The 20207-nt window shown below is 38.0% G+C and carries 11 protein-coding genes and 2 pseudogenes; 7 read left to right on the top strand and 6 right to left on the bottom strand.

The genetic code is table 11. The annotated features are described in order from the left end of the window. A pseudogene (locus tag FJR37_RS17395) lies at positions 1–193 on the bottom strand (hypothetical protein); the annotation flags it as partial. Between the two features lie 260 nt (positions 194–453). Here FJR37_RS17395 and pruA point away from each other — a divergent pair. After that, complete coding sequence (gene pruA / locus FJR37_RS17400) at positions 454–3432, top strand: L-glutamate gamma-semialdehyde dehydrogenase (RefSeq protein WP_168466653.1); 2979 nt, start codon at positions 454–456, stop codon at positions 3430–3432. Between the two features lie 56 nt (positions 3433–3488). On the opposite strand, the gene FJR37_RS17405 is transcribed toward pruA, so the two are convergent. Next, positions 3489–3797: a hypothetical protein gene (locus FJR37_RS17405; protein WP_039203307.1), complete on the bottom strand. Its 309-nt coding sequence runs from the start codon at positions 3795–3797 to the stop codon at positions 3489–3491. Positions 3798–4033: 236 nt separating this feature from the next. On the opposite strand from FJR37_RS17405, the gene FJR37_RS17410 reads away from it, so the two are divergent. From FJR37_RS17410 to FJR37_RS17420, 3 genes are all read left to right on the top strand, one after another. After that, positions 4034–4243, top strand: coding sequence for a hypothetical protein (locus FJR37_RS17410; protein WP_039203295.1), 210 nt, complete (start codon positions 4034–4036; stop codon positions 4241–4243). Continuing rightward, the gene (locus FJR37_RS17415) at positions 4233–4751 is read left to right on the top strand and encodes a hypothetical protein (RefSeq protein WP_168466646.1); all 519 of its coding nucleotides are present in this window, start codon (positions 4233–4235) and stop codon (positions 4749–4751) included. Before FJR37_RS17410 ends, FJR37_RS17415 begins: the two co-directional genes overlap by 11 nt. A 387-nt stretch (positions 4752–5138) precedes the next feature. Beyond that, positions 5139–6071, top strand: coding sequence for a cobalamin-binding protein (locus FJR37_RS17420; protein ID WP_168466647.1), 933 nt, complete (start codon positions 5139–5141; stop codon positions 6069–6071). Between the two features lie 186 nt (positions 6072–6257). On the opposite strand, the gene FJR37_RS17425 is transcribed toward FJR37_RS17420, so the two are convergent. Then, positions 6258–7760, bottom strand: coding sequence for a phenylacetate--CoA ligase family protein (locus FJR37_RS17425; RefSeq protein WP_168466648.1), 1503 nt, complete (start codon positions 7758–7760; stop codon positions 6258–6260). 258 nt (positions 7761–8018) lie between these two features. Between FJR37_RS17425 and FJR37_RS17430 the strand changes: the two genes are divergently transcribed. From FJR37_RS17430 to FJR37_RS17440, 3 genes and pseudogenes are all read left to right on the top strand, one after another. After that, positions 8019–8135, top strand: coding sequence for a hypothetical protein (locus FJR37_RS17430; protein ID WP_371416133.1), 117 nt, complete (start codon positions 8019–8021; stop codon positions 8133–8135). Positions 8136–8222: 87 nt separating this feature from the next. Next, positions 8223–9932, top strand: a complete 1710-nt coding sequence (locus tag FJR37_RS17435) for a serine/threonine-protein kinase (protein WP_053540563.1) — start codon at positions 8223–8225, stop codon at positions 9930–9932. A gap of 192 nt (positions 9933–10124) precedes the next feature. Further along, positions 10125–12235: pseudogene (locus FJR37_RS17440) on the top strand (protein kinase). Positions 12236–13357: 1122 nt separating this feature from the next. Here the strand turns inward: FJR37_RS17440 and FJR37_RS17445 are convergent. From FJR37_RS17445 to FJR37_RS17455, 3 genes are all read right to left on the bottom strand, one after another. Beyond that, a complete protein-coding gene (locus FJR37_RS17445; RefSeq protein WP_217355316.1) occupies positions 13358–13591 on the bottom strand; it encodes a 2Fe-2S iron-sulfur cluster binding domain-containing protein in 234 nt (77 codons plus the stop codon). A gap of 61 nt (positions 13592–13652) precedes the next feature. Next, complete coding sequence (locus tag FJR37_RS17450) at positions 13653–18617, bottom strand: WD40 repeat domain-containing protein (RefSeq protein WP_168466649.1); 4965 nt, start codon at positions 18615–18617, stop codon at positions 13653–13655. Further along, positions 18587–19924: a P-loop NTPase fold protein gene (locus FJR37_RS17455; protein WP_168466650.1), complete on the bottom strand. Its 1338-nt coding sequence runs from the start codon at positions 19922–19924 to the stop codon at positions 18587–18589. Before FJR37_RS17455 ends, FJR37_RS17450 begins: the two co-directional genes overlap by 31 nt. Positions 19925–20207: the final 283 nt, after the last annotated feature.

Below are 20207 nucleotides of genomic sequence, written 5' to 3' on the forward strand. Positions count from 1 at the left end.
AGAGATTAGTTGTAGCTAATTTAAGCAACTCCGACCAACTCAAGGTATCTGATTTATGATCTGCTGTCTCACAATGAATAACTAAATTCCATTGCTGCTGTGGGTTTTTCTTAGTTTTATCTGCTAGAATTTCCGCATTGCAAATTACTTGCAGCAGCGCTTGCTTCTTTCCGCCATCTTTCTTATTGTGCATTTGTCGGCTTTTTTGTACCACCTGTCAAACAAACTATCCCTATCCCCAAAGTTGCTAAAGTCCAATTTTTCCAAATATTCAATAAAATCACATTCAAAATTACTAGGAAGGTTTACAAAATGGTGTTTACTAAGTTACAAGTAACACCATAGTTTGTTATTACGCAATCATTCAACATTACTCCAGAAAAATTTCGTTTGGAAACAACCGTCAACCGTCAACCGTCAACCGTCAACCGTCAACCGTCAACCAAAAAATTTATGGTATTACAAGTAGAAAACAACACTTACGAAGCGAAAACCCAAGAAATTGCTAAACAAGTTCTAGCTGCTACCCAGGAAAATCGCTCATTTTTGGCTGCTTTACGGGATCAAATGCGTTGGGATGATAAATTGCTCGATTGGGCTATGAGTAATCCAGGTTTACGGGTACAATTATTTCGGTTTATAGATACCTTGCCCGCTTTACATAGTAAATCAGAAATTGCCTCCCATTTGCAAGAATATTTGGGAGATGATTCCGTAGAATTACCCGCAGCTTTGAAAGGAATCTTAAACTTTGCTAACCCTGATTCTATGCCCGCACAGGTAGCCGCGACAACAGTGGGAACTGCGGTGGAAACTTTAGCACATAAATATATTTCTGGGGAAAATATCAAGCAAGTCATCAAAACCGTTGAGAGACTGCGAAAAGACAAAATGGCTTTCACCATTGACCTCCTCGGTGAAGCGGTAATTACTGAATTAGAAGCGCAATCTTATTTAGAAAGATACCTGGAATTGATGCAGCATTTGGTGGAAGCATCCAAAAATTGGGGGAAAATTCCGGCTATTGATGAAGCTGACGGCGAAAATATCCCCAAAGTTCAGGTTTCTGTCAAATTAACGGCGTTTTATTCCCAATTTGATCCTTTGGATGCCCAAGGTAGTGAAGCACGAGTCAGCAATCATATTCGGACTTTACTCCGTCGCGCTCAAGAATTAGGTGCAGCAGTCCATTTTGACATGGAACAATACGCCTATAAAGATATCACGTTCAATATTCTCAAAAAGCTATTACTAGAAGAGGAATTCCGTCAACGCACAGATATTGGGATGACAATACAAGCATATCTGCGGGATAGTGAACAAGACGCTAGAGATATTATTGCTTGGTTAAAACAACGGGGTTATCCTCTCACCATTCGTCTAGTTAAAGGTGCGTATTGGGACCAAGAAACCATCAAAGCTACTCAAAAGCATTGGCCACAACCAGTTTACAATGACAAAGTCGCCACCGATGCCAATTTTGAGGCGATAACTCAGCTATTGCTAGAAAATCATCAGTATGTCTATTCTGCCATAGGTAGTCATAATGTGCGATCGCAATCTCGCGCCATAGCAATTGCCGAAAATCTCAATGTTCCCCGTCGTCGTTTTGAAATGCAAGTTCTGTACGGCATGGGTGATAAAATCGCCAAAGCTTTGGTAGATAAAGGTTATCGCGTGCGGGTTTATTGTCCCTACGGTGACTTGTTACCAGGAATGGCTTATTTGATTCGGCGGTTGTTGGAAAATACGGCGAATAGTTCGTTTTTACGGCAAAATCTGGAAAATCGTCCGGTTGAGGAGTTGTTAGCAGCCCCAATTATGTCTCACGCAGAGGCGCAGAGTCGCAGGGAGGAGGAAGGAGGTTTTGTTGGTGTTGCGGATACTGATTTTGCGGAGGAGGAGAGAAGGAAGAGGTCGAGTTTGGCTTTTGCAAATGTGCGTCAGCAGTTGGGAAAAACTTATTTACCTTTGCTAAATGGGGAATATGTGAATACTGCAACTTTTGTTGATTCTCTTAATCCTTCTAATTTTAGTCAGGTTGTTGGTAAGGTGGGTTTGCTGAGTGTTGAACAGGCTGAGGAAGCAATGAAGTTTGCTAAAGCTGCTTTTCCGGCTTGGAAGAAAACTCCGGTTAAGCAACGCGCGGATATTTTGCGGAAGGCTGGGGAGTTAATGGAGGAACGACGCGCTGAACTTTCAGCTTGGATAGTTTTGGAGGTGGGAAAACCTGTTAAGGAAGCTGACGCGGAGGTTTCGGAAGCTATTGATTTTTGTCTTTATTATGCTGCGGAAATGGAACGGTTAGATAAAGGTGTAATTTATGATGTGGTTGGGGAAACTAATCGTTATATTTACCAGCCGAAAGGTATCGCTGTTGTCATTTCTCCCTGGAATTTTCCTTTGGCTATTGCTTGCGGTATGACTGTTGCGGCTTTGGTTTCAGGAAATTGTACTTTACTCAAACCGGCAGAAACTTCTTCTGTGATTACTGCAAAGTTGACGGAAATACTCATAGAAGCTGGAATCCCTAAAGGTGTTTTTCAATACGTTCCTGGTAAGGGTTCGCAGGTAGGCGCTTATTTGGTTAATCATCCTGATACTCATGTGATTGCTTTTACTGGTTCTCAGGAAGTAGGATGTAGAATTTACGCAGAAGCCGCAATTCTCAAACCCGGTCAAAAGCACCTCAAAAAAGTAATTGCGGAGATGGGTGGCAAGAATGGCATTATTGTGGATGAAAGTGCTGATTTAGACCAGGCTGTTGTCGGCGTTGTGCAATCGGCTTTTGGTTATAGTGGACAAAAATGTTCTGCTTGTTCACGGGTGATTGTCCTTGAACCTATTTATGATGCTTTTGTGGAAAGGTTGGTAGAAGCAACTAAATCTTTGAATATTGGAGAAACGGAATTACCCAGTACCCAAGTTGGTCCGGTGATTGATGCTATTTCGCGCGATCGCATTTTGGATTATATTCAAAAAGGTAAACAAGAAGCAAAAGTCGCCTTAGAATTACCCGCACCCAGTCAAGGTTATTTTATCGGTCCGGTGATTTTTTCGGAAGTACCCGCAGATGGAGTTATCGCCCAGCAGGAAATATTTGGACCTGTCTTAGCAGTAATTCGGGTGAAAGATTTTCAAGAAGCAATAGATGTTGCTAACGGCACAAACTACGCTTTAACCGGTGGTCTTTATTCTCGCACACCTTCCCACATTGAACAAGCACAAGCAGAATTTGAAGTGGGGAATTTATACATTAACCGAAATATTACTGGAGCGATCGTTTCTCGTCAACCTTTCGGCGGTTTCAAACTTTCTGGAGTCGGTTCAAAAGCCGGCGGACCAGATTACCTCTTGCAATTCCTAGAACCACGTCACATCACAGAAAACATCCAACGTCAAGGTTTTGCCCCAATTGAGGGTGCAGACTAACTTTATAATACACAAAGATCCCCGACTTCTTCAAGAAGTCGGGGATCTAAAACTAATTATCTATTTTTGGGACACTCAGGTAGGCTTTTACCAGCGTAGTTACAATCAAAATAAATTAATGCTTCTCTACTAGATTTAAAGCTTCTAGTTTTAGAGGATGGATCTTTTTTGGGATTTGCTTTATCAGACCAAATTTTTAAGTAGTAACTGCTACCATCATCAGTAGACCATAATTCATAAATATAGTCACCTCCTCTACCTTCACCTCTCAAATAGTCGGCTAGTGCTGTATTTGATATAGATAGAAGGGTAGATATAGCCAAGATGGGAACTAGGGCTATTTTCAATAGTTGACTTGTTTTCATAGACACACCAATTATCATTTGCATTTACAGCATAGCGTGATTGCATATCCTTGTCTAGAATTTAACTTTGCATTTTTGCGTCTTAGCGAAAAATAAAAATGTTATTAATACCATCAATTTATGATAAAAGTCCGGGATCTTTTTTATCCTGTCAATCCTTAAATCCTGTTAATCCTGATTCTGACAAATTATGATATTTTGATGTTAAAATATGAAATCAGGGTTTCTCTATATTTATGGGTAAAAAAGATGATATTAAACAAGTTGATTCAATTGCTAGAGAATTTCGGATGTCAGCAGAATTAAGAAATGCTTTTGGTATATTTCTGGAGGAAGAAAAAAGAAATGGTTATGGTGGAACTTTAAACGATAGAGGTGATTTTACTTATTCAGAACTCCGTCAGAAAGCTAAAGAATTTTTAGAGGATATTAATTATGACTCCTAAAACATCTATTGCTAATTCAATACTAAATCTAAATCAAATTATTCAACCAATTATTGGCGAAACTTGCCATCAAATTACATTTAGTTATGGGGATGAATTACAGTTACATTTTGGTGAAATGACTGCCTACAATCATCCTAAATTAGCACATTTACGCAAAGGAAGCTGGCAACTTAGCACTAGGGCTACACCTTGGTATTTAAGGATAAGGAAGGGTTCTTTCTGGAGTTTATCTATGTTAGTAAATAATCAAAATGCTGTGGAATTTGCTAAAATACAGTTACAGTGTTTGGAAAACACGAAACTGACTAATTTTGTCACTCTTGCTAAGAGTAATGAGATGAAAATTACTTTATCATTTGAGGGTGGTTACGAACTAATTTTAGAGCCAGATTTAGAAGATGATTCTGGACTTGCTTATTGGGAATTAATGATGCCAAATGAGCAAATTTTAACCGTTGGTCCGGGAATGTTTTGGGAATGTAAATCAATTCATGAACCTTATTAGTCTGGATATTTAAGTAGGTTAGCATTGAAAATCTTCGTTATGGCAAGGCAAGAGGCACTCATGCAAGAGGCAAGAGTGAAGAGGGTTTGGGCGATTTTACTTTTCTTTACATAGATTGGTTTTATTGTGTTCACCTACTTAAATTCAGATACAATTTCCGTTTCAAATTATAATTACTAATTAACAATGTATAGCTGCGTGTCTTGCTTAAAACAAACACTTTTGTTTTCGTATTAGCGCAAAATCCAAATCAAATAGTAACATCCTTAAGATAGATACCATCTCTCTAAAAATATGCAAGAATGAAGGTAGAAATATCTGTTAAAAACAACTTAACACCATTCTCTATTTTTGACTCCTGACTCCTATTCCCAGGGGGGTGAGACTATGATTGATACAAGTAACGATATAAGAATTATTTCTTTAGTTCCTAGTGCTACGGAAATCGTGGCCAAACTGGGCTTGTTTAATGCTATGGTAGGGCGATCGCATGAATGTGACTATCCTCCCGAAATCGTCAATCTTCCAGTTTGTACCCAAGCGCGTTTGAATGGTGACGCTAATAGCCATTCTATTCACAAAGAAGCCGACAATCTATTACAATCTGCTTTGGGTATTTACAAAATCAAAGTGGATGTTTTAGAGAAACTGCACCCTACCCATATTATCACTCAAGATCAATGTGATGTCTGCGCCATCAGTTTACCAGAGGTAGAAAAAGCAGTTGCCCAACTTACCCACAGTTCGCCACACATTATTTCTCTACAACCCAATACATTACAGGATACTTGGGGTGATATTGAACGGGTTAGCCACGCATTTGGTGTAGATTCAGTAGAAATACTGGAGAATCTAGAAGCCCGTGTCAGAATTTGCAAGCGTAGACTACAAGGACTTTCCACCGCCGAACTGCCTAAAGTCGTGTGCATTGAATGGACTGATCCTTTGATGACTGCTGCAAATTGGGTTCCTGAATTAATTAACTTAGCAGGAGGAAGACCATTATTTAGCATCACTGGTAAACCTGCTGCTCATGTCAAATGGGAAACATTAGTAGATAGTAATCCAGATGTGATTATTTTCATGCCCTGTGGCTTTGATTTGCAACGAACTCAGCAAGAAGCAGAATTATTAACTCAACGTCCAGAATGGAAGAAACTCCACGCTGCTCAAACAGGAAGAGTATTTATTACCGATGGTAACGCTTACTTTAACCGTCCTGGTCCGCGATTAGTAGATTCTGTGGAAATTTTAGCAGAAATATTGCACCCAGATATTTTTGACTATGGTTATAAGGGTAGTGCTTGGCAAATTTTGTAATTATTGCCATCAGGGGTAAGTTAAACGGGCGGTTAGAAACCGCGTCTACACAAGCAAAACCCACCTGCGTGGGTTTCAAATCCTTGATTTTTTCGTTAGTCCGCGCAGGCGGACTTTGTTTGTATAGCAGTGTATCCCTGACGGGAGCCGGAGGCATCTTTCCATTCGCCAAGCATTAAGTTGACACTAACTTCTGCTGTATCTGTGTTTGACACCTATAGGAAAATATTCAGTATCACCAATGGGTTTTAATTCTACTACAGGAGTTTGATATTGTAGAGGGACATAATTCGCAAATTCACTATTTAAACGCAATAATTGGGCAAGAATAGCCGCAGTAATAGATAATCTTTTTTCCTCTTGATTTTCAATTCCTGGTGCTAATTCTACTACTACAGATAAAAAGCGATTTTTATCGGCATCTTCTTTTACCTGGATAACAAACTTACCCGTTACCCATTCTCTAATGATTGGTTGTTCTAGTCCGACTGTGACATTTTCTGGATAAATATTTGCGCCAAAATAGGAAACTGTAAAGTTAGAACGTCCAAAAACATAGACAAAAGGTAATTGATGAATTCCGCGATGATTTTCTAATTCTGTAATAGGATTAAAACCCCATTCTGCTAAGAATTCTAGCATTTCTGTGTAGGTAATTAAGCCACCTTGGTCAAAAATGCTATATCTAATTAAAGGCACACCATTATTCCCAGAAAATAGTAAATTTCCATCTTCTACTTCAAAAAAACGACTGCAAGGATCATATTGAACTAAAGTAGGTAATCGGGATTCTCCAAATAATGCTTTAGCTGCGGCAGGTGTGGCTGCTAAAAACCGCCGAATACAAATACTTAAAGGGGTTTCATTGCCTAAAACTCCTGCGTCTGCTGTTCCATACATGGAAGCAAAATCATCATAGAGATTTTCCGAACCTATTCTTTCTCCAACTAAATTGCGCCATTCTTCACTGAATACTTCCCCTGCCATGACTAATTTAATGTGATATTGTCCCCACTGCATTCCATTGGCAATACCCGTATCAATCACATCTTTGAGAAATGGTGGATATCCTAATAGAACAACTTGCTCAAAATTACCGCCTAATTCCTGGACAATTCGCAAAATTTCTGTTTTATTATTCCCTGGGGTAATGACGGTAATTGGATAACCTTTAGCGGCTAAATGACGACAGCAATTAGTGGTAAACATTCCACCAACCCAAGTTCCCAAGGTAAAACAAATTACTGCTAAACTGGGTTTAGTATCGGCATGAAAACTATCATGAAAAATTTGTTCAAAGCGGGTGGCTATTTCTAGTTCGTCGGTGATGAAACGTGGCCAAAATGTAGGTTTACCCGTTGAGCCAGAGGAAGCGGCAATCATATCACAGCTTCCTACTTTTCCATTATTACACAATTGGGGCAAAGAATAACGGGAAATATAATTTTCTTTATTAATTTTTGGTAAGTTTTGGAAATCTGCTAATGTTTGAATATTTTGAGGATTTATGCCTCGTTCTGCTAAAAATGCCCGATAAGCGGGTACACTAGCAGCTACATCTTGAAATAATCTCAAAGCTATTTCTTGGCTATCAATATTCAGGTGCTGTTTTAGTTTGTCTGTTAAGGGAGTTGAGATAAAATCTTCTAATCCTAAGATTGCCCTTGATGTTGATATTTGTGGTTTCATAAAGCTGGTTTGTCCAAAAAATCTGGTTGTTCTTTCTCAGAATTCTATCTATAAATGTAACTTTTTAGTAACCTATGGGATTTACCCACTGTACAGACTTACCATCATATCAATAAACGAAATTGCGTCGTTTTCGGCTTTGGGAATAACTGATTGAGTAGGGTGCGTCAGATAGAGGAAATCTGTTTTTTACAAAATTATCGGGTCTGACGCACCCTACAAGAGATAAAATTCTGGAATTGGCGAACTGGTAAGCTAATCTCAACTATGAGAGGTGATACAAATTCAGTGGAAGCGATCGCTATTAGTCTAGATCAAAAATTTCTTGCTAGTAGTAGCGAGGATGGGACAATTAGAATCTGGCAATTACCATAAAAATTTTAGCTGTTAGAGGCTACGGGAACGTAAATTACCTCGTTGCTTTTGTAGCCATTGATAACTCTCCATTTATCTTCCCGGATCATGCAAATATATTGCAGTCAACAACACATAAATAATGGCGGTCATCGTTTTTGTACCCAGTGCGGTGAAGCATTACCTTTGACGGTGGGACAAGTTATTGATAATCGTTATGAAATTGCGCGGATATTAGGACAAGGTGGTTTTGGCCGCAGTTATTTAGCGATTGATCGGCAAAAATCTCGAAAAACTTGCGTTTTAAAGGAATTTGCCCCCAATGTTGTTAAACCCCAGGAGTTACAAAAGGCTAAGGAACTGTTTGAACGGGAAGCAAGTGTCCTCAAAAAAATCCAACATCCCCAAATTCCCCGGTTTCATGCTTCTTTTTCCGCCAAAATTGGGACTAAGGATTTTTTCTTTTTGGTGCAAGATTATATTGAGGGTGATAATTATGACCAATTATTTGAACAGCGTCGGGGTCAAGGACAGTCTTTTAGTGAGGAGGAGGTAATTAATTTACTACATAATGTTCTGCCTGTGCTAACTTATATTCATTCTTTAGATATAGTTCACCGCGATATTTCCCCGGATAATTTGATTTTGCGCCAAAGTGATAATTTACCCGTATTGATTGATTTTGGAGGTGTTAAACAGTTACCAGCTTCTCAGGGTTTTTGGCGGACACAATTGGCTGTCAATGCGACTTTGTTAGGTAAGAAGGGATACGCACCAGAGGAACAGTTACTTCAGGGAAAAGTTTATAAAAACAGTGACTTTTATGCGTTAGGGGTGACGGCTTTGGTATTAATGACGGGGAAAGAACCACATTTACTTTATGATAGCTTTAATGGGGTTTGGCTTTGGGGTAAGGAAATTAAGGTTAGTCCCAAATTAGAGACTGTCTTGAAAAAGATGTTGGCATATAAGCCGAGCGATCGCTATCAAAAAGCCGAACAAGTTATTAAAGATTTACCTTTACCATCTACCTCATCTACACCACAGATTATGCAAACTTCTAACAATAATCCCAATCCCTATATTACTAAGTTGAAAACACAGGTGGTAGCACCAGGAATAAAGCGCGTTCGCAGTATTCATGGTGGTGTCCACAATCAGACAAGTTTGTTTGTTCAGAAAATACCCATGCCAAAATGGTTGCGTCCTTTTATGGTTAGCTTTATTATGACTACGGTAATGTTGTCAACAGGTGCGGGTATGTTTGCTTTAGGAAATTTTGCAGTTAAGGGAATAACCTCAATTAAAGTTCCGCAAGTTGAACTTCCCAAAATCCCATCTAAGCATGATTCTAAAGATGAAAAAAATCAAACTAATCGCACTATTCAACAGGTGTTTAGTCGTCTACAACAGTTAGAAATTTCTCCGGCATTTTTTACTAATACCGTTAATGAAGTTTTTTATGCCGAAAAACCAGAATTAAACAACCGCAAGTTAACTCAAAACCCCGAAGACGCAGCTTTGAGATCACAATGGAATGCGATCGCTAATAAGTTATTAAATAATCTAGAAAAGGCTAATTTAAGTGAACCTGCTAGAAAGAAAATAGGTAGTTATAGTCAACAGGATTCCCAACGCTGGGAACAGTTAGCCAAAGCGGGAAAATTAGGTAATTATAAATCTTTTCAGGATTTACGTGCAGATACATATCAGACCTTTGACCCGTTGTTTCCTGGTCAGGAACGCGGGAAACTAAATCAAAAAACTTTTCTGCAAATCTGGTATGCGATCGCATCTGATAAAGTAGAAAATAAGTAATGGGTAATGGGTAATGGGTAATGGGTAATGGGTAATGGGTAATGGGTAATGGGTAATTTGTCAGAACTGACAACTAACAACTGACAACTAACAACTGACAACTGACAACTAACAACTAACAACTGACAACTGACAACTGACAACTGACAACTGACAACTGACAACTAACAACTGACTAATGACTAATGACCAATGACTAATATATACTGTTCTCAAGGGCATCAAAATCCGTCGGGTAGTAGGTTTTGTCTCCAATGTGGAGACAGAATTGGCAGCGTACCGACATCTGGAAATCAAGGTATTCAAGCGGGACAAACTTTAGGCGATCGCTATGTTATTATTCGGCAAATTGGTCAAGGAGGATTTGGCAAAACCTACTTAGCAGAAGACCTTAACCGCTTTCGAGAAGCTTGTGTTTTAAAAGAATTTTCTCCCCAGGTACAAACTCCCTACATTGTCCAAAAAGCCGAAGAACTTTTTCAGCGAGAAGCAAGTGTACTTTACAAACTACAACATCCTCAAATTCCCCGATTTCGGGAACTATTACGGATCAACTTACAAGGGAAAGAAAGTCTTTTTCTAGTTCAAGATTATATAGATGGTGAAACTTATAATTCCTTATTAAATAGTCGGCAAAAACAGGGTTTAAAATTTAGAGAAATAGAAATCCGCCAATTATTACAGCAAATTTTACCAGTATTAGAATATATTCACGCCCTGGGGGTTATTCATCGTGATATTTCTCCTGATAATTTAATGCTTCGGAGTAGTGATAAATTACCAGTATTAATTGATTTTGGAGGTGTTAAACAAGTAGCCGCCACCGTCGCCTCTCAATATTACCAAACAGGGGGAATAGCATCTCCCACAAATGGCACTTTGTTAGGAAAAATAGGATTTGCACCTCCAGAACAGATGCAAACTGGTATGGTGTCCACCCACAGTGACTTATATGCTTTAGCCGTCACAACGTTAGTTTTACTGACAGGTAAACAACCCCAAGAGTTAATTGATACTTATAATTTTAGTTGGCAATGGCGACGGGAAATCAGCCTCAGTTCCGCACTTGGACAAATCATAGACAAAATGTTATCACCAATTGCCAGCGATCGCTATCAAACAGCCCGTCAACTTCTCCAAGTCCTCAACCCTCAATCTGTTAGCTATCCGCAAACTCAACCCCCCACATCTGCTACAGTTGCTATTTCTCCCCCGAAAATCCCCGTTCCTGAACCCGTGATGATTCCCACTCCTCCCCAACCAGGTATTTGGACAGGAAAAAATGTTTTGATTCTCGTTTTTTTCCTGACTATTGGGAGTTATTTATATTGGCAAAAACTTAAAACCCCTACCAACAATTTACAGGGAAATAACCCGATAATTTTACCCAGTCCCTATTCCACCGAAACAGAAAAAACAGAAGTAACTTTTTCACCGGAAGAAAGACGACGCAAACAAAAATTGAGCGATAGCGAAGCGCTCCGTAGGAATCGCCGTGAAGAATTAGATATAAATTATCAATTTTATGTTAAGCTAGTAAACCAACTTTTCCGCGAAAAATATCCCAATTTAAAGGGGCGTATTCTGAGTGATAATCCAGAAGATGAAAATTTAAGGGCAGAATGGGATCAAACCGCCGCTGAAGTCCTAGAAAAGCTATCAGCCATCACTGCTGACTCCCGCCGTCAACTGGGAAATTATACTGGGGATGAACGCACCACATGGAAAGCTCAAATCAATCAAATCAACGTTGGTAGTCGGGTAGTCGGTCTTTATATGATTTAGGTGATGCAGCTTTTTTCAGTGAATTTCCCGAACAAAAGAGTAAAAGTTTTATTAAACAACCCATTGGACAAGTTTGGTACGCATTTGTCAATGATCAACTTAACGCCATTCTTGACAAAAGCATATTGGAAACAATAGTCTTTCCTGAAGGCACTACAGGTAAAACAGTGAGTGGAACTCTCCAACCAGGAAAAGGTAAAGTTTTTATTGTTGGACTAGCCAAAGATCAAAATATGGAAGTGAAACTAGAAGCAAATTCAAAAGTTTTACTCTCAATTTATTCCCCCTCTGGGAAAAACCCATTACTACAAGACTCTCAAACACGGACGATATCTGCAACATTACCAGAAAAAGGATTTTATGAATTTGTTGTTGTTTCCACAGCCTCAGAATCCGTAGATTATCAACTCACCCTAACCGCAGAAAATCCCCCAGAACCAGAACCCTCAGAAACACCAACAGAAGAACCAACAGCAGAACCAACTCCCACAGAAACACCCACACCTGAAAGTAATTAGGACTTACGGATAGCGTAGCGTAAGCCATAAAAATTACAGCCGTTTCCAATTATATGACGTATATCATAGCCCCCTCATCGCTTGCGGGGAGGGGGTTGGGGGTGGGGTTCTTGTACCTCATAACATGGGGAAGTGCTGTATCTGTGAGGTCTAAGAGTAGCCCGCCTGGGAATGAATTCCCAGTCTAAGGGACTTCCAAATAAAAAAATACTCAACCACCTAACGCAAAAATCTCTCAAACCCTTATTCCTCTGTGTCCTCTGCGCCTCTGTGGTTCGTTAATCAGGATAATTTATTTCTTGGAAGTCCCTAATAGCATTAACGTAAAACCCATAGCCCGCCTGGGAATGAATTCCCAGTCTAAGTAGGTGAGCGTTGAAAATTGTCGTTATGGCAAGGCAAAAGGCAAGAGGCAAGAGGCAAGAGTGAAGAGGGTTTGGGCGATTTTACATTTCTTTACACAGTTTGGTTTTATTGTGTTCACCTACTTAATAGCAGAAGTTGTCTTTTGATGACTAAATAACCCAGAAATTTTTGAGTAAACTTTAGTTTACTTTCGCTATTAGCCCGGAAATTCATTTCTGGGTGGGTGTGGAAGCCAACAAATAAGCCATCTGTAGCCTAAGTTGACACCAATGAAGCTCTTGCTTTACCCCTACACATCTGGGTTCTTTGTCATTTGGCAAAAGTTTAAATCTCACCCATGTTTAGTATAAGAGACTTCCAAGAAATAAATTATCCTAAGAGGGTGTTTGAAAAGTTATGGTTGATGTATCAAATATTTTTTACCCCTCCCTAACCCTCCCCTTGTAAAGGGGAGGGAACTGGATTTTTATTGTTTCCCCCCTTTACAAGGGGAAAGGGGGGTAGCAATGTGATGAAAATTACGGAATACCACTTTTCAAACATCCTCTAAGAAACGAACCACAGAGGCACAGAGTACACAGAGAGAGAATTTCTGCATCAGTTTTGGGACATTTTTTTATTTGGAAGTCTCTAAATAGCATAATCCTTGACAAGAAACCATTGCTAGACATACTATATACTTATTCTGCTTATATACAGGCTTGTTTCTTCCTTGCGCCTTTTCTTCTTAGCATCTTTGCGCGAAACAAAACATAATTACCAAGTTGGATCACTAAAAAGATGCACCGTCAACTTCTCTTTTCCCGGTGGAACTGCGGTAATACAAGCCCGAATAATTTCCCCATCATCTAACTCTACAGTACAAGCGTGACAAGTCCCCATCAGACAACCCGTAGGAATTGATACCCCAGCCCGTTCCGCCACATCTAACAACGGTTCTCCTACTTCAGCATTTACAGTAATATCATCTGGTAAAAAATTAATTTGCATAGTTATAACGGGTTTTTATTGCTTAAAAAATAGTTAAAAAGAGTAATTACGAATTATGCCCCTAATCATCTTGACACAAAGTGCGGTAACTTTGCTCTCTATAGCCATCTTTCCTAGTCATATTTGGATTATACAGTAAATAATCTTTTAAAATATGGCAATTACTTTTCAATAAACTTTCTAATGTAATATCTGACAACTTGCGTAAAATTACATTATCTTTATCACTACCAGCAGCCAATATTTGACCATCTGGACTAAAACTAACACTACTCAACTCTTCAGAATCACCTTTTAATATCATCAATAAAACACCTTCTTGATTCCACAACCTGAGTTTATTATCACTGCTTACTGCTAGAGTTTGACCATCTGGACTAAACTTAACACCAATAAAAGCATCACCATACCCCATCAGAGTTTTTTGTAAAATACCATTCTCACCCCAAATTTTCACCGTACTATCAAGGCTAACTGAAGCTAATAATTTACCATCAGGCGACCATGCTACACCATTTACCCTGCGAGTATGACCAGTTAAATTTTTGATAACTTCCCCATTCCTTGTCCATATTTTTACTGATTTATCATCACTAACAGAGGCTAAAAATTTACCATTAGGACTAAAACTCACCCAATTAACAGCATCAGTATGACCATTTAAAGTTTTGAGTAAAGTCCCATCTCGACTCCATAATTTAATTGTTTTATCCTTACTAGCAGAGGCGATAATTTTACCATCAGGCGACCACGCTACACCCCACACTTGATCATTGTGACCCGTGAATATTTTTAGTAATTTACCATCTCGATTCCAGATTTTTATTGTTTTATCCAGACAACCACCAACAATAGCATTACTATCAGGACTAAAACTAATACTTGTCACCCAATCATCATTAGTTTGGGGATGATGTAAAGTCAGACTATCCCAATGCCATAAAATAATATTTTTATCCCTACCAGCAGATGCTAGAGTTAGTCCATCAGGGCTAAAACTGACACTATTTACCCAACTATTATGTCCTCTCAGAGTTTCTATTAAATTACCATCAAGACTCCAAATTTTAATTGTTTCATCCATACTCGCAGATGCCAGAGTATGTCCATCATTACTAAAATCAATACTAATAACACCGCTGCTGTGTCCAGAAAGAATTTTGAGCAAAGTACCATCTCGACTCCATAATCTGATTTTTTTATCCATACTAGCAGAAGCAAGAATTTCACTATTAGGAGACCAATCTATAGCGACAACAGCATCTTTATACCCCGACAAAGTTTTGAGTAACTGACCTTCTCGACTCCACAATTTTATTGTTTTGTCAGCACTACTAGAAGCGAGGATTTTACCATCATGTGACCAAGCTACAGCTAAAACAGCATCTTTATGACCTACTAAAGTTTTTAGTAGCTTACCTTCTTGACTCCAAAGTTTGATAGTCTGATCTGTACTAGCAGATGCGATAATTTTTTCATGAGGATGAAAACTCACACTATTTACTACAGATGTATGACCGAGTAAGGTTTTTACGAGTTTACCTTTTCGATTCCACAGTTTAATTGTTTTGTCTTGACTAGCAGAAGCTAACATTTGACTATCAGGAGACCAAGATAGACTATTTATCACATCATCATGTCCTGATAAAGTCCTCACTAAAATTCCATTAGGACTCCAAAGATTAATTGTTGTATCTGCACTAGCTGAAGCTATTAAAGATTTATCAGCACTAAATGTCACCATTCTCACCCCCGATAAATGACCTTCTAGGCGGTTACGTTCTTTGACTCCGTAAACCGCTTGATATAGTGCGGTTAATACCCTTTCTTGAGTAAAAGTATTTCTCCATAGAGTTTTTTTTAATTTTCTCCCTGCTTTTAAACTTTCTTTAAGGGCATCAATACCTTTTTGAGAAGCAAATAAAGCCTCACTGGACGCACTTAGAGTTTTCATTTCACTATCTGTAGACGTAATCACAGAAGTAGTTAAGCCAAAGATAGCAATAATAGAAGCTGTTAAGGCTATTTTTAGAGCAATATTTAATCTAATTGCACTTAAACGTTGTTTTTCCTGGCTATCGGCTAATTTTGCAACCAACTCTTTTTCTTTTAATTCTGTTCGCAAATGTTGAATTTCTGTTTGACTTTCTTCTTCTCGCTTGCGTAATTCTCGTAATTCTGCCAGTAAATTATCTCCTTGGGGATTGTGGATATGTTCTAAACTAAAACCGATTTGATTTTTTCTTAATTCACTTTTAAGACGTTCAATTTCTTGATAACTATTTCTAACTTTATCCCGTAATGTATTAATTTGTATCTGTAATCCAGATTCTTGTCGTTGTAAATGACGGATTAAGCTGACTAAATAATCATGAATTAATTGATAGCGTTCAGGAACATTGGGAAATATCACAACTAACCCAGAGCGAATTAAAATATCTAAAATTAACTCTAATTTACTAGAATCTTCTAACTCTGAGAGTTCTAATTTTAATTCTGCACGGGTTTTAAAAGGTCTTTTGTTATTATTATCTGTTAATAAGTATAAAACTAAGAGAGCAGCCCGTTCGTTTTCTCTCCCACATTCTTTAATTAATTCTTGAATATATGTTTGAATTAACTTATTGGGACGATAGGGTTCATACTGTGCAAGAGTAGTAATATATTTATCTTGTAATTGTGCGCCTACCAATTGCAATTCTATCGGACGAACTTCACCCAGTTCTGAAGACAAATCCGCAACTAAAGCATCAATTAAATCTGGTTCTAATTTGACTTGGGAGTAATAATGTGAACGTTCAGTTAATTTTTGAATGATTTTTCTGGCATTTTCAGGAGAAAAGTTATTCAGTTGATAACGAATATTTTTATCAAGAATATTATTATTAATTGCCTCAATTGATGAGAGATATCTAAAATCTAGAAGGCGATGTAAATAATCTTCGCGCAAAGTTAAAATAACTTTCACAAAAGATATACTTAAACAATTACTAATAAATTGATCAAATGCTTGTTTTTCGTGAAAATCTGTATAACCAAAGAAAAATTCTTCAAATTGGTCAAAAATTAAAACTGTAATTAAATGATTATCTGCATTTTCTCGTAATTGTTGTAAAATGTCATTAGCAGTTATCAGAGGACAAAACTTAGATCGAGATTCTGTTTCAATGGCTGATGGTTTCCCCATTTCTAACATAGCTTTGGTAAAAGATTTTCCTAATTCTCCTAACCAATCTGTATAAACTTGGAGGACAACTGGTACAGCAATTTGATCACCAATAGCGCGGTTTTGTAGTGCGGGAACTAAGCCAGCAGTAACAGTAGAACTTTTACCAACACCTGACTGTCCATGAATAACTATTAATTTTTGGTCTGCACGACTAATTCTACCAATTAAGCGATTAACATCAGATTCTCTACCAGAAGCGGCAATTTCTAAGGCTATACTATTACTACCAAATGTAGATATTAAAGTGGGGTTGGTGACTTGTCTTTGAGGTTGTAACCGCCCAGCCCCAATAAAGGAGACAAAACCATATTGTTGTTCTACAGAATGGAGTTTTTGTTTAATAATATAGGCTTGAAGATAGTGTCCTATTTGAAAGTATAATAATCTTAAATTATGTAATAAGCGAATGTAACGATGGGGATCATATTGATGTTCACTGTTCTCTAAAGCTGATGATAGTTGTTGAGATGCTGTATTTATATATTCTTCTGCTACCGTTATTTTTCCTAGATGATTGAGGGCTTTGGCTAAAGTTAATAAATAAATTTGTTCTAATATCAGAGGAAATAAATAATTATTTGATTCTGGGTGATTTTTTTCTGTTTCTAATTGTAGTAGTGATATATGCCCTAAAATACTAGCTTGTATCCAGTTTGAATTATGTACGGCTACCTGTGCTAAAAAACCATAATCACAAGCTAATTGAATTTTTCTCCCATATATTTGATGTAATTCTAGGGATTTTTTAGCGACAAATTCTAATGCTGACCATGATTTTAAACTATATAGGACTTCTAATAATTGGTCAATAAATTCTGAAACTAAATCTATCCGTCCAGCAATTTCAAATGTTTGTAAACATTGCTGAAAATATGTTTTGGCTGATTGCCAATATGTTTCTCTTGATTTGGGGTTTTGTTCGGCAAGACGACAGTAACATAATCCAATATAAAATAATAAAATTGACTGTTTTAAAAGATCAGCACAAGATGAATTAGATAATCCTGCTGTTATATCAGTTGCATATTCTGTCAGTTCTAAATCTTCTTGATGATGCCAAAAACGCAAACTTTTCTGAAAGTTATTTAAGGCAGAATCAATCCGATTATTGACATAATCATCTATGCCAAAAATAAATTCTAACCTAGCATTTAATTCTGCTTCGATTTCAATCCCCCTATCATACAATTCTCTAACTGCATAATGGAGTTGGTCGCTACTAATCCATACTTGTTCTAAGGTGACAGTATGAACTTGAGCATAATTACTTTGTAAGACTCTTGTAAATAAATCGTCGGTTTCTTGGTGGAGAAATTCTAGTAATCCAATAGAAGTCATTTCAAATCTAATTGGTGTAGCTGCCCAACTCGCAAAATCGGGAGCTAACCGCATGATTTTTTGTAAAACTTGATCATTTACCCAAAAAATTATTGGGGTTTGATAACGTTTACGAAATTCGTCTCGGACTTGATTAATGGAACGCAAGAGATCATCTATTTCATAGATTGATTCAAACCCCATAATCATTAATCCAGCAGGTTGATCAATGGTAAGTTGTGATTGAATTGTTGTATATAAACTTGTAGTTTTTTTATCTAAAGTAATACTTTGAATGCGCTCATTTCCCCAACCATTAATTGCTAGTTGCTGCTGGATAATATCTCGCAGGAATTCGTAGTTACAGCACAGTAAAATAACTGAAAACTGATTTTTAGAAAAGGTAATTGCTCTTTCTAAACTACGTAAAGACTGTTGATTAGCAGCGATTATATTCTCTGCTTGCTGTCTTTTAAGCATAATTTAAATTTTTCCATTTCTGCTAAAACTGGGTTAACTGCAAACCACACTCCTTGGTGATCACGATATTCAAATATGAATAAACTGCGTAATAAAATATCGTACTCTACATTGCCTCTAACTCGTTGATCTTGAAGTACCTGCAAGATTAATTCACTTTCTTCCATATCAATGGCATTAGCCCGGTAATCTCGTTGTCTTTGAATTACTAATTCTACACATTGGCGATCAAAAGGTGGATCTTGTTCTCGCAAACAATCAAATAGTAATCCTAATAAGTCGCGGACATGACCACCACTAATCAGACATAAACGATCCAGAGTTTCTAAGTTATCAAATAATTGAGTAACTAAATTTAAGCGATCGCCTGGTAACATATCAGGAAAGGCTCTGGCTAAGACCATTTGGCGCATCAATCCCAGTCCTTCGGTATGAATTTCTCCACAACGTTGACGCACGGGAATCATCGGTAATACTTTCGGTGCGACTCCACCTCCTAAACGGTGTTGTAATTGGGCGCTTTCATTGGAAAATGTCAGGGCTAAGGGAATTGTATAAACAACATGACAATGTAATTTTCTTAATTGTTCTCCTCGATCAATGAATAAGTATTCGGGGAGCGATCGCCCAGAAGGTAAAGGACGAACCGCCACCCTATCCAAGTTATCCACAATCACCACCAATCCCTTCTTACCCCTGGCTTTTAGCTCTAAATTAGCCCGGTCTAACAGTTCTTTATTAATTGATTGTAAGATATTTTCTGTGCGTGGTTCTAGATAGTCTCTTAACCGTCTGCGTAACTGAGGGCTTTCTTTGGTTTTTGCCGTAATTTTAGCAATTCCCACAGATAATTCGGCCTCTACTCCCAAGTCTAAAGGAGTTTGCAGAAAATCTACCAACTCCCCAAACAACTTAGTAAAGTAACTAGGTTGGACACGCAGTTTCATCGCTTCCAAGTTTTTACTCACCAAACCAGCGATCGCTAACAGAATATCTGTAATATCTATATCTACCATTTCTAAAACATGAGTAGACTCAAAATAGACAACATGAAAATCCTGCGCTTCCAACTCAGCCTTGAGTTTTAATAATTCCGTAGATTTTCCACAGCCCAAATGTCCTGTAAATAACTGACAGGTTGGCGTATTTGGAGATATCTTAGTAATAGTCCGCAGCAGAGCTTCAATGATCTTCCCACCCCGGACTGAAGTAAAATCAATATAATACATCCGGTCGTCTACATTCTCAATCATCAAAGGACGGGAAGGATTACAAGCCTGATAAAATCTTTCTAAATTAAAAAGCATAAAAAATCCAATTCACGCTGTAATTGTCACAACATCATCTGTCACAATCTCTTTTACAGCGGAAAACTAGTCATATCCGCAACAACTTGGTATGTAAATACAACTAATTTGATCTTTTTCTTCACGGCCTCACCCCACCCAGTCCCCAAAGCAATTTACTTAGATCAAAATTTATATTGATGACATACAGCAGTTCCCGGTGTTATGAGGTACAGATATTAATGATAAAACTCTTCTGGTGCGGGGGAGGTGGGGGAGGTGGGGGAGGTGGGGGAGGTGGGGG

The organism is Aphanizomenon sp. UHCC 0183 (genome assembly GCF_009712065.1).
Classification (GTDB): domain Bacteria; phylum Cyanobacteriota; class Cyanobacteriia; order Cyanobacteriales; family Nostocaceae; genus Dolichospermum; species Dolichospermum heterosporum.

What these genes read in the sequence shown, in the direction of transcription:
- pruA (WP_168466653.1), top strand. Translation starts at nt 454, where the DNA reads ATGGTATTACAAGTAGAAAACAACACTTACGAAGCGAAAACCCAAGAA.
- FJR37_RS17405 (WP_039203307.1), bottom strand. Translation starts at nt 3,797, where the DNA reads ATGAAAACAAGTCAACTATTGAAAATAGCCCTAGTTCCCATCTTGGCT.
- FJR37_RS17410 (WP_039203295.1), top strand. Translation starts at nt 4,034, where the DNA reads ATGGGTAAAAAAGATGATATTAAACAAGTTGATTCAATTGCTAGAGAA.
- FJR37_RS17415 (WP_168466646.1), top strand. Translation starts at nt 4,233, where the DNA reads ATGACTCCTAAAACATCTATTGCTAATTCAATACTAAATCTAAATCAA.
- FJR37_RS17420 (WP_168466647.1), top strand. Translation starts at nt 5,139, where the DNA reads ATGATTGATACAAGTAACGATATAAGAATTATTTCTTTAGTTCCTAGT.
- FJR37_RS17425 (WP_168466648.1), bottom strand. Translation starts at nt 7,760, where the DNA reads ATGAAACCACAAATATCAACATCAAGGGCAATCTTAGGATTAGAAGAT.
- FJR37_RS17435 (WP_053540563.1), top strand. Translation starts at nt 8,223, where the DNA reads ATGCAAATATATTGCAGTCAACAACACATAAATAATGGCGGTCATCGT.
- FJR37_RS17445 (WP_217355316.1), bottom strand. Translation starts at nt 13,591, where the DNA reads ATGCAAATTAATTTTTTACCAGATGATATTACTGTAAATGCTGAAGTA.
- FJR37_RS17450 (WP_168466649.1), bottom strand. Translation starts at nt 18,617, where the DNA reads ATGCTTAAAAGACAGCAAGCAGAGAATATAATCGCTGCTAATCAACAG.
- FJR37_RS17455 (WP_168466650.1), bottom strand. Translation starts at nt 19,924, where the DNA reads ATGCTTTTTAATTTAGAAAGATTTTATCAGGCTTGTAATCCTTCCCGT.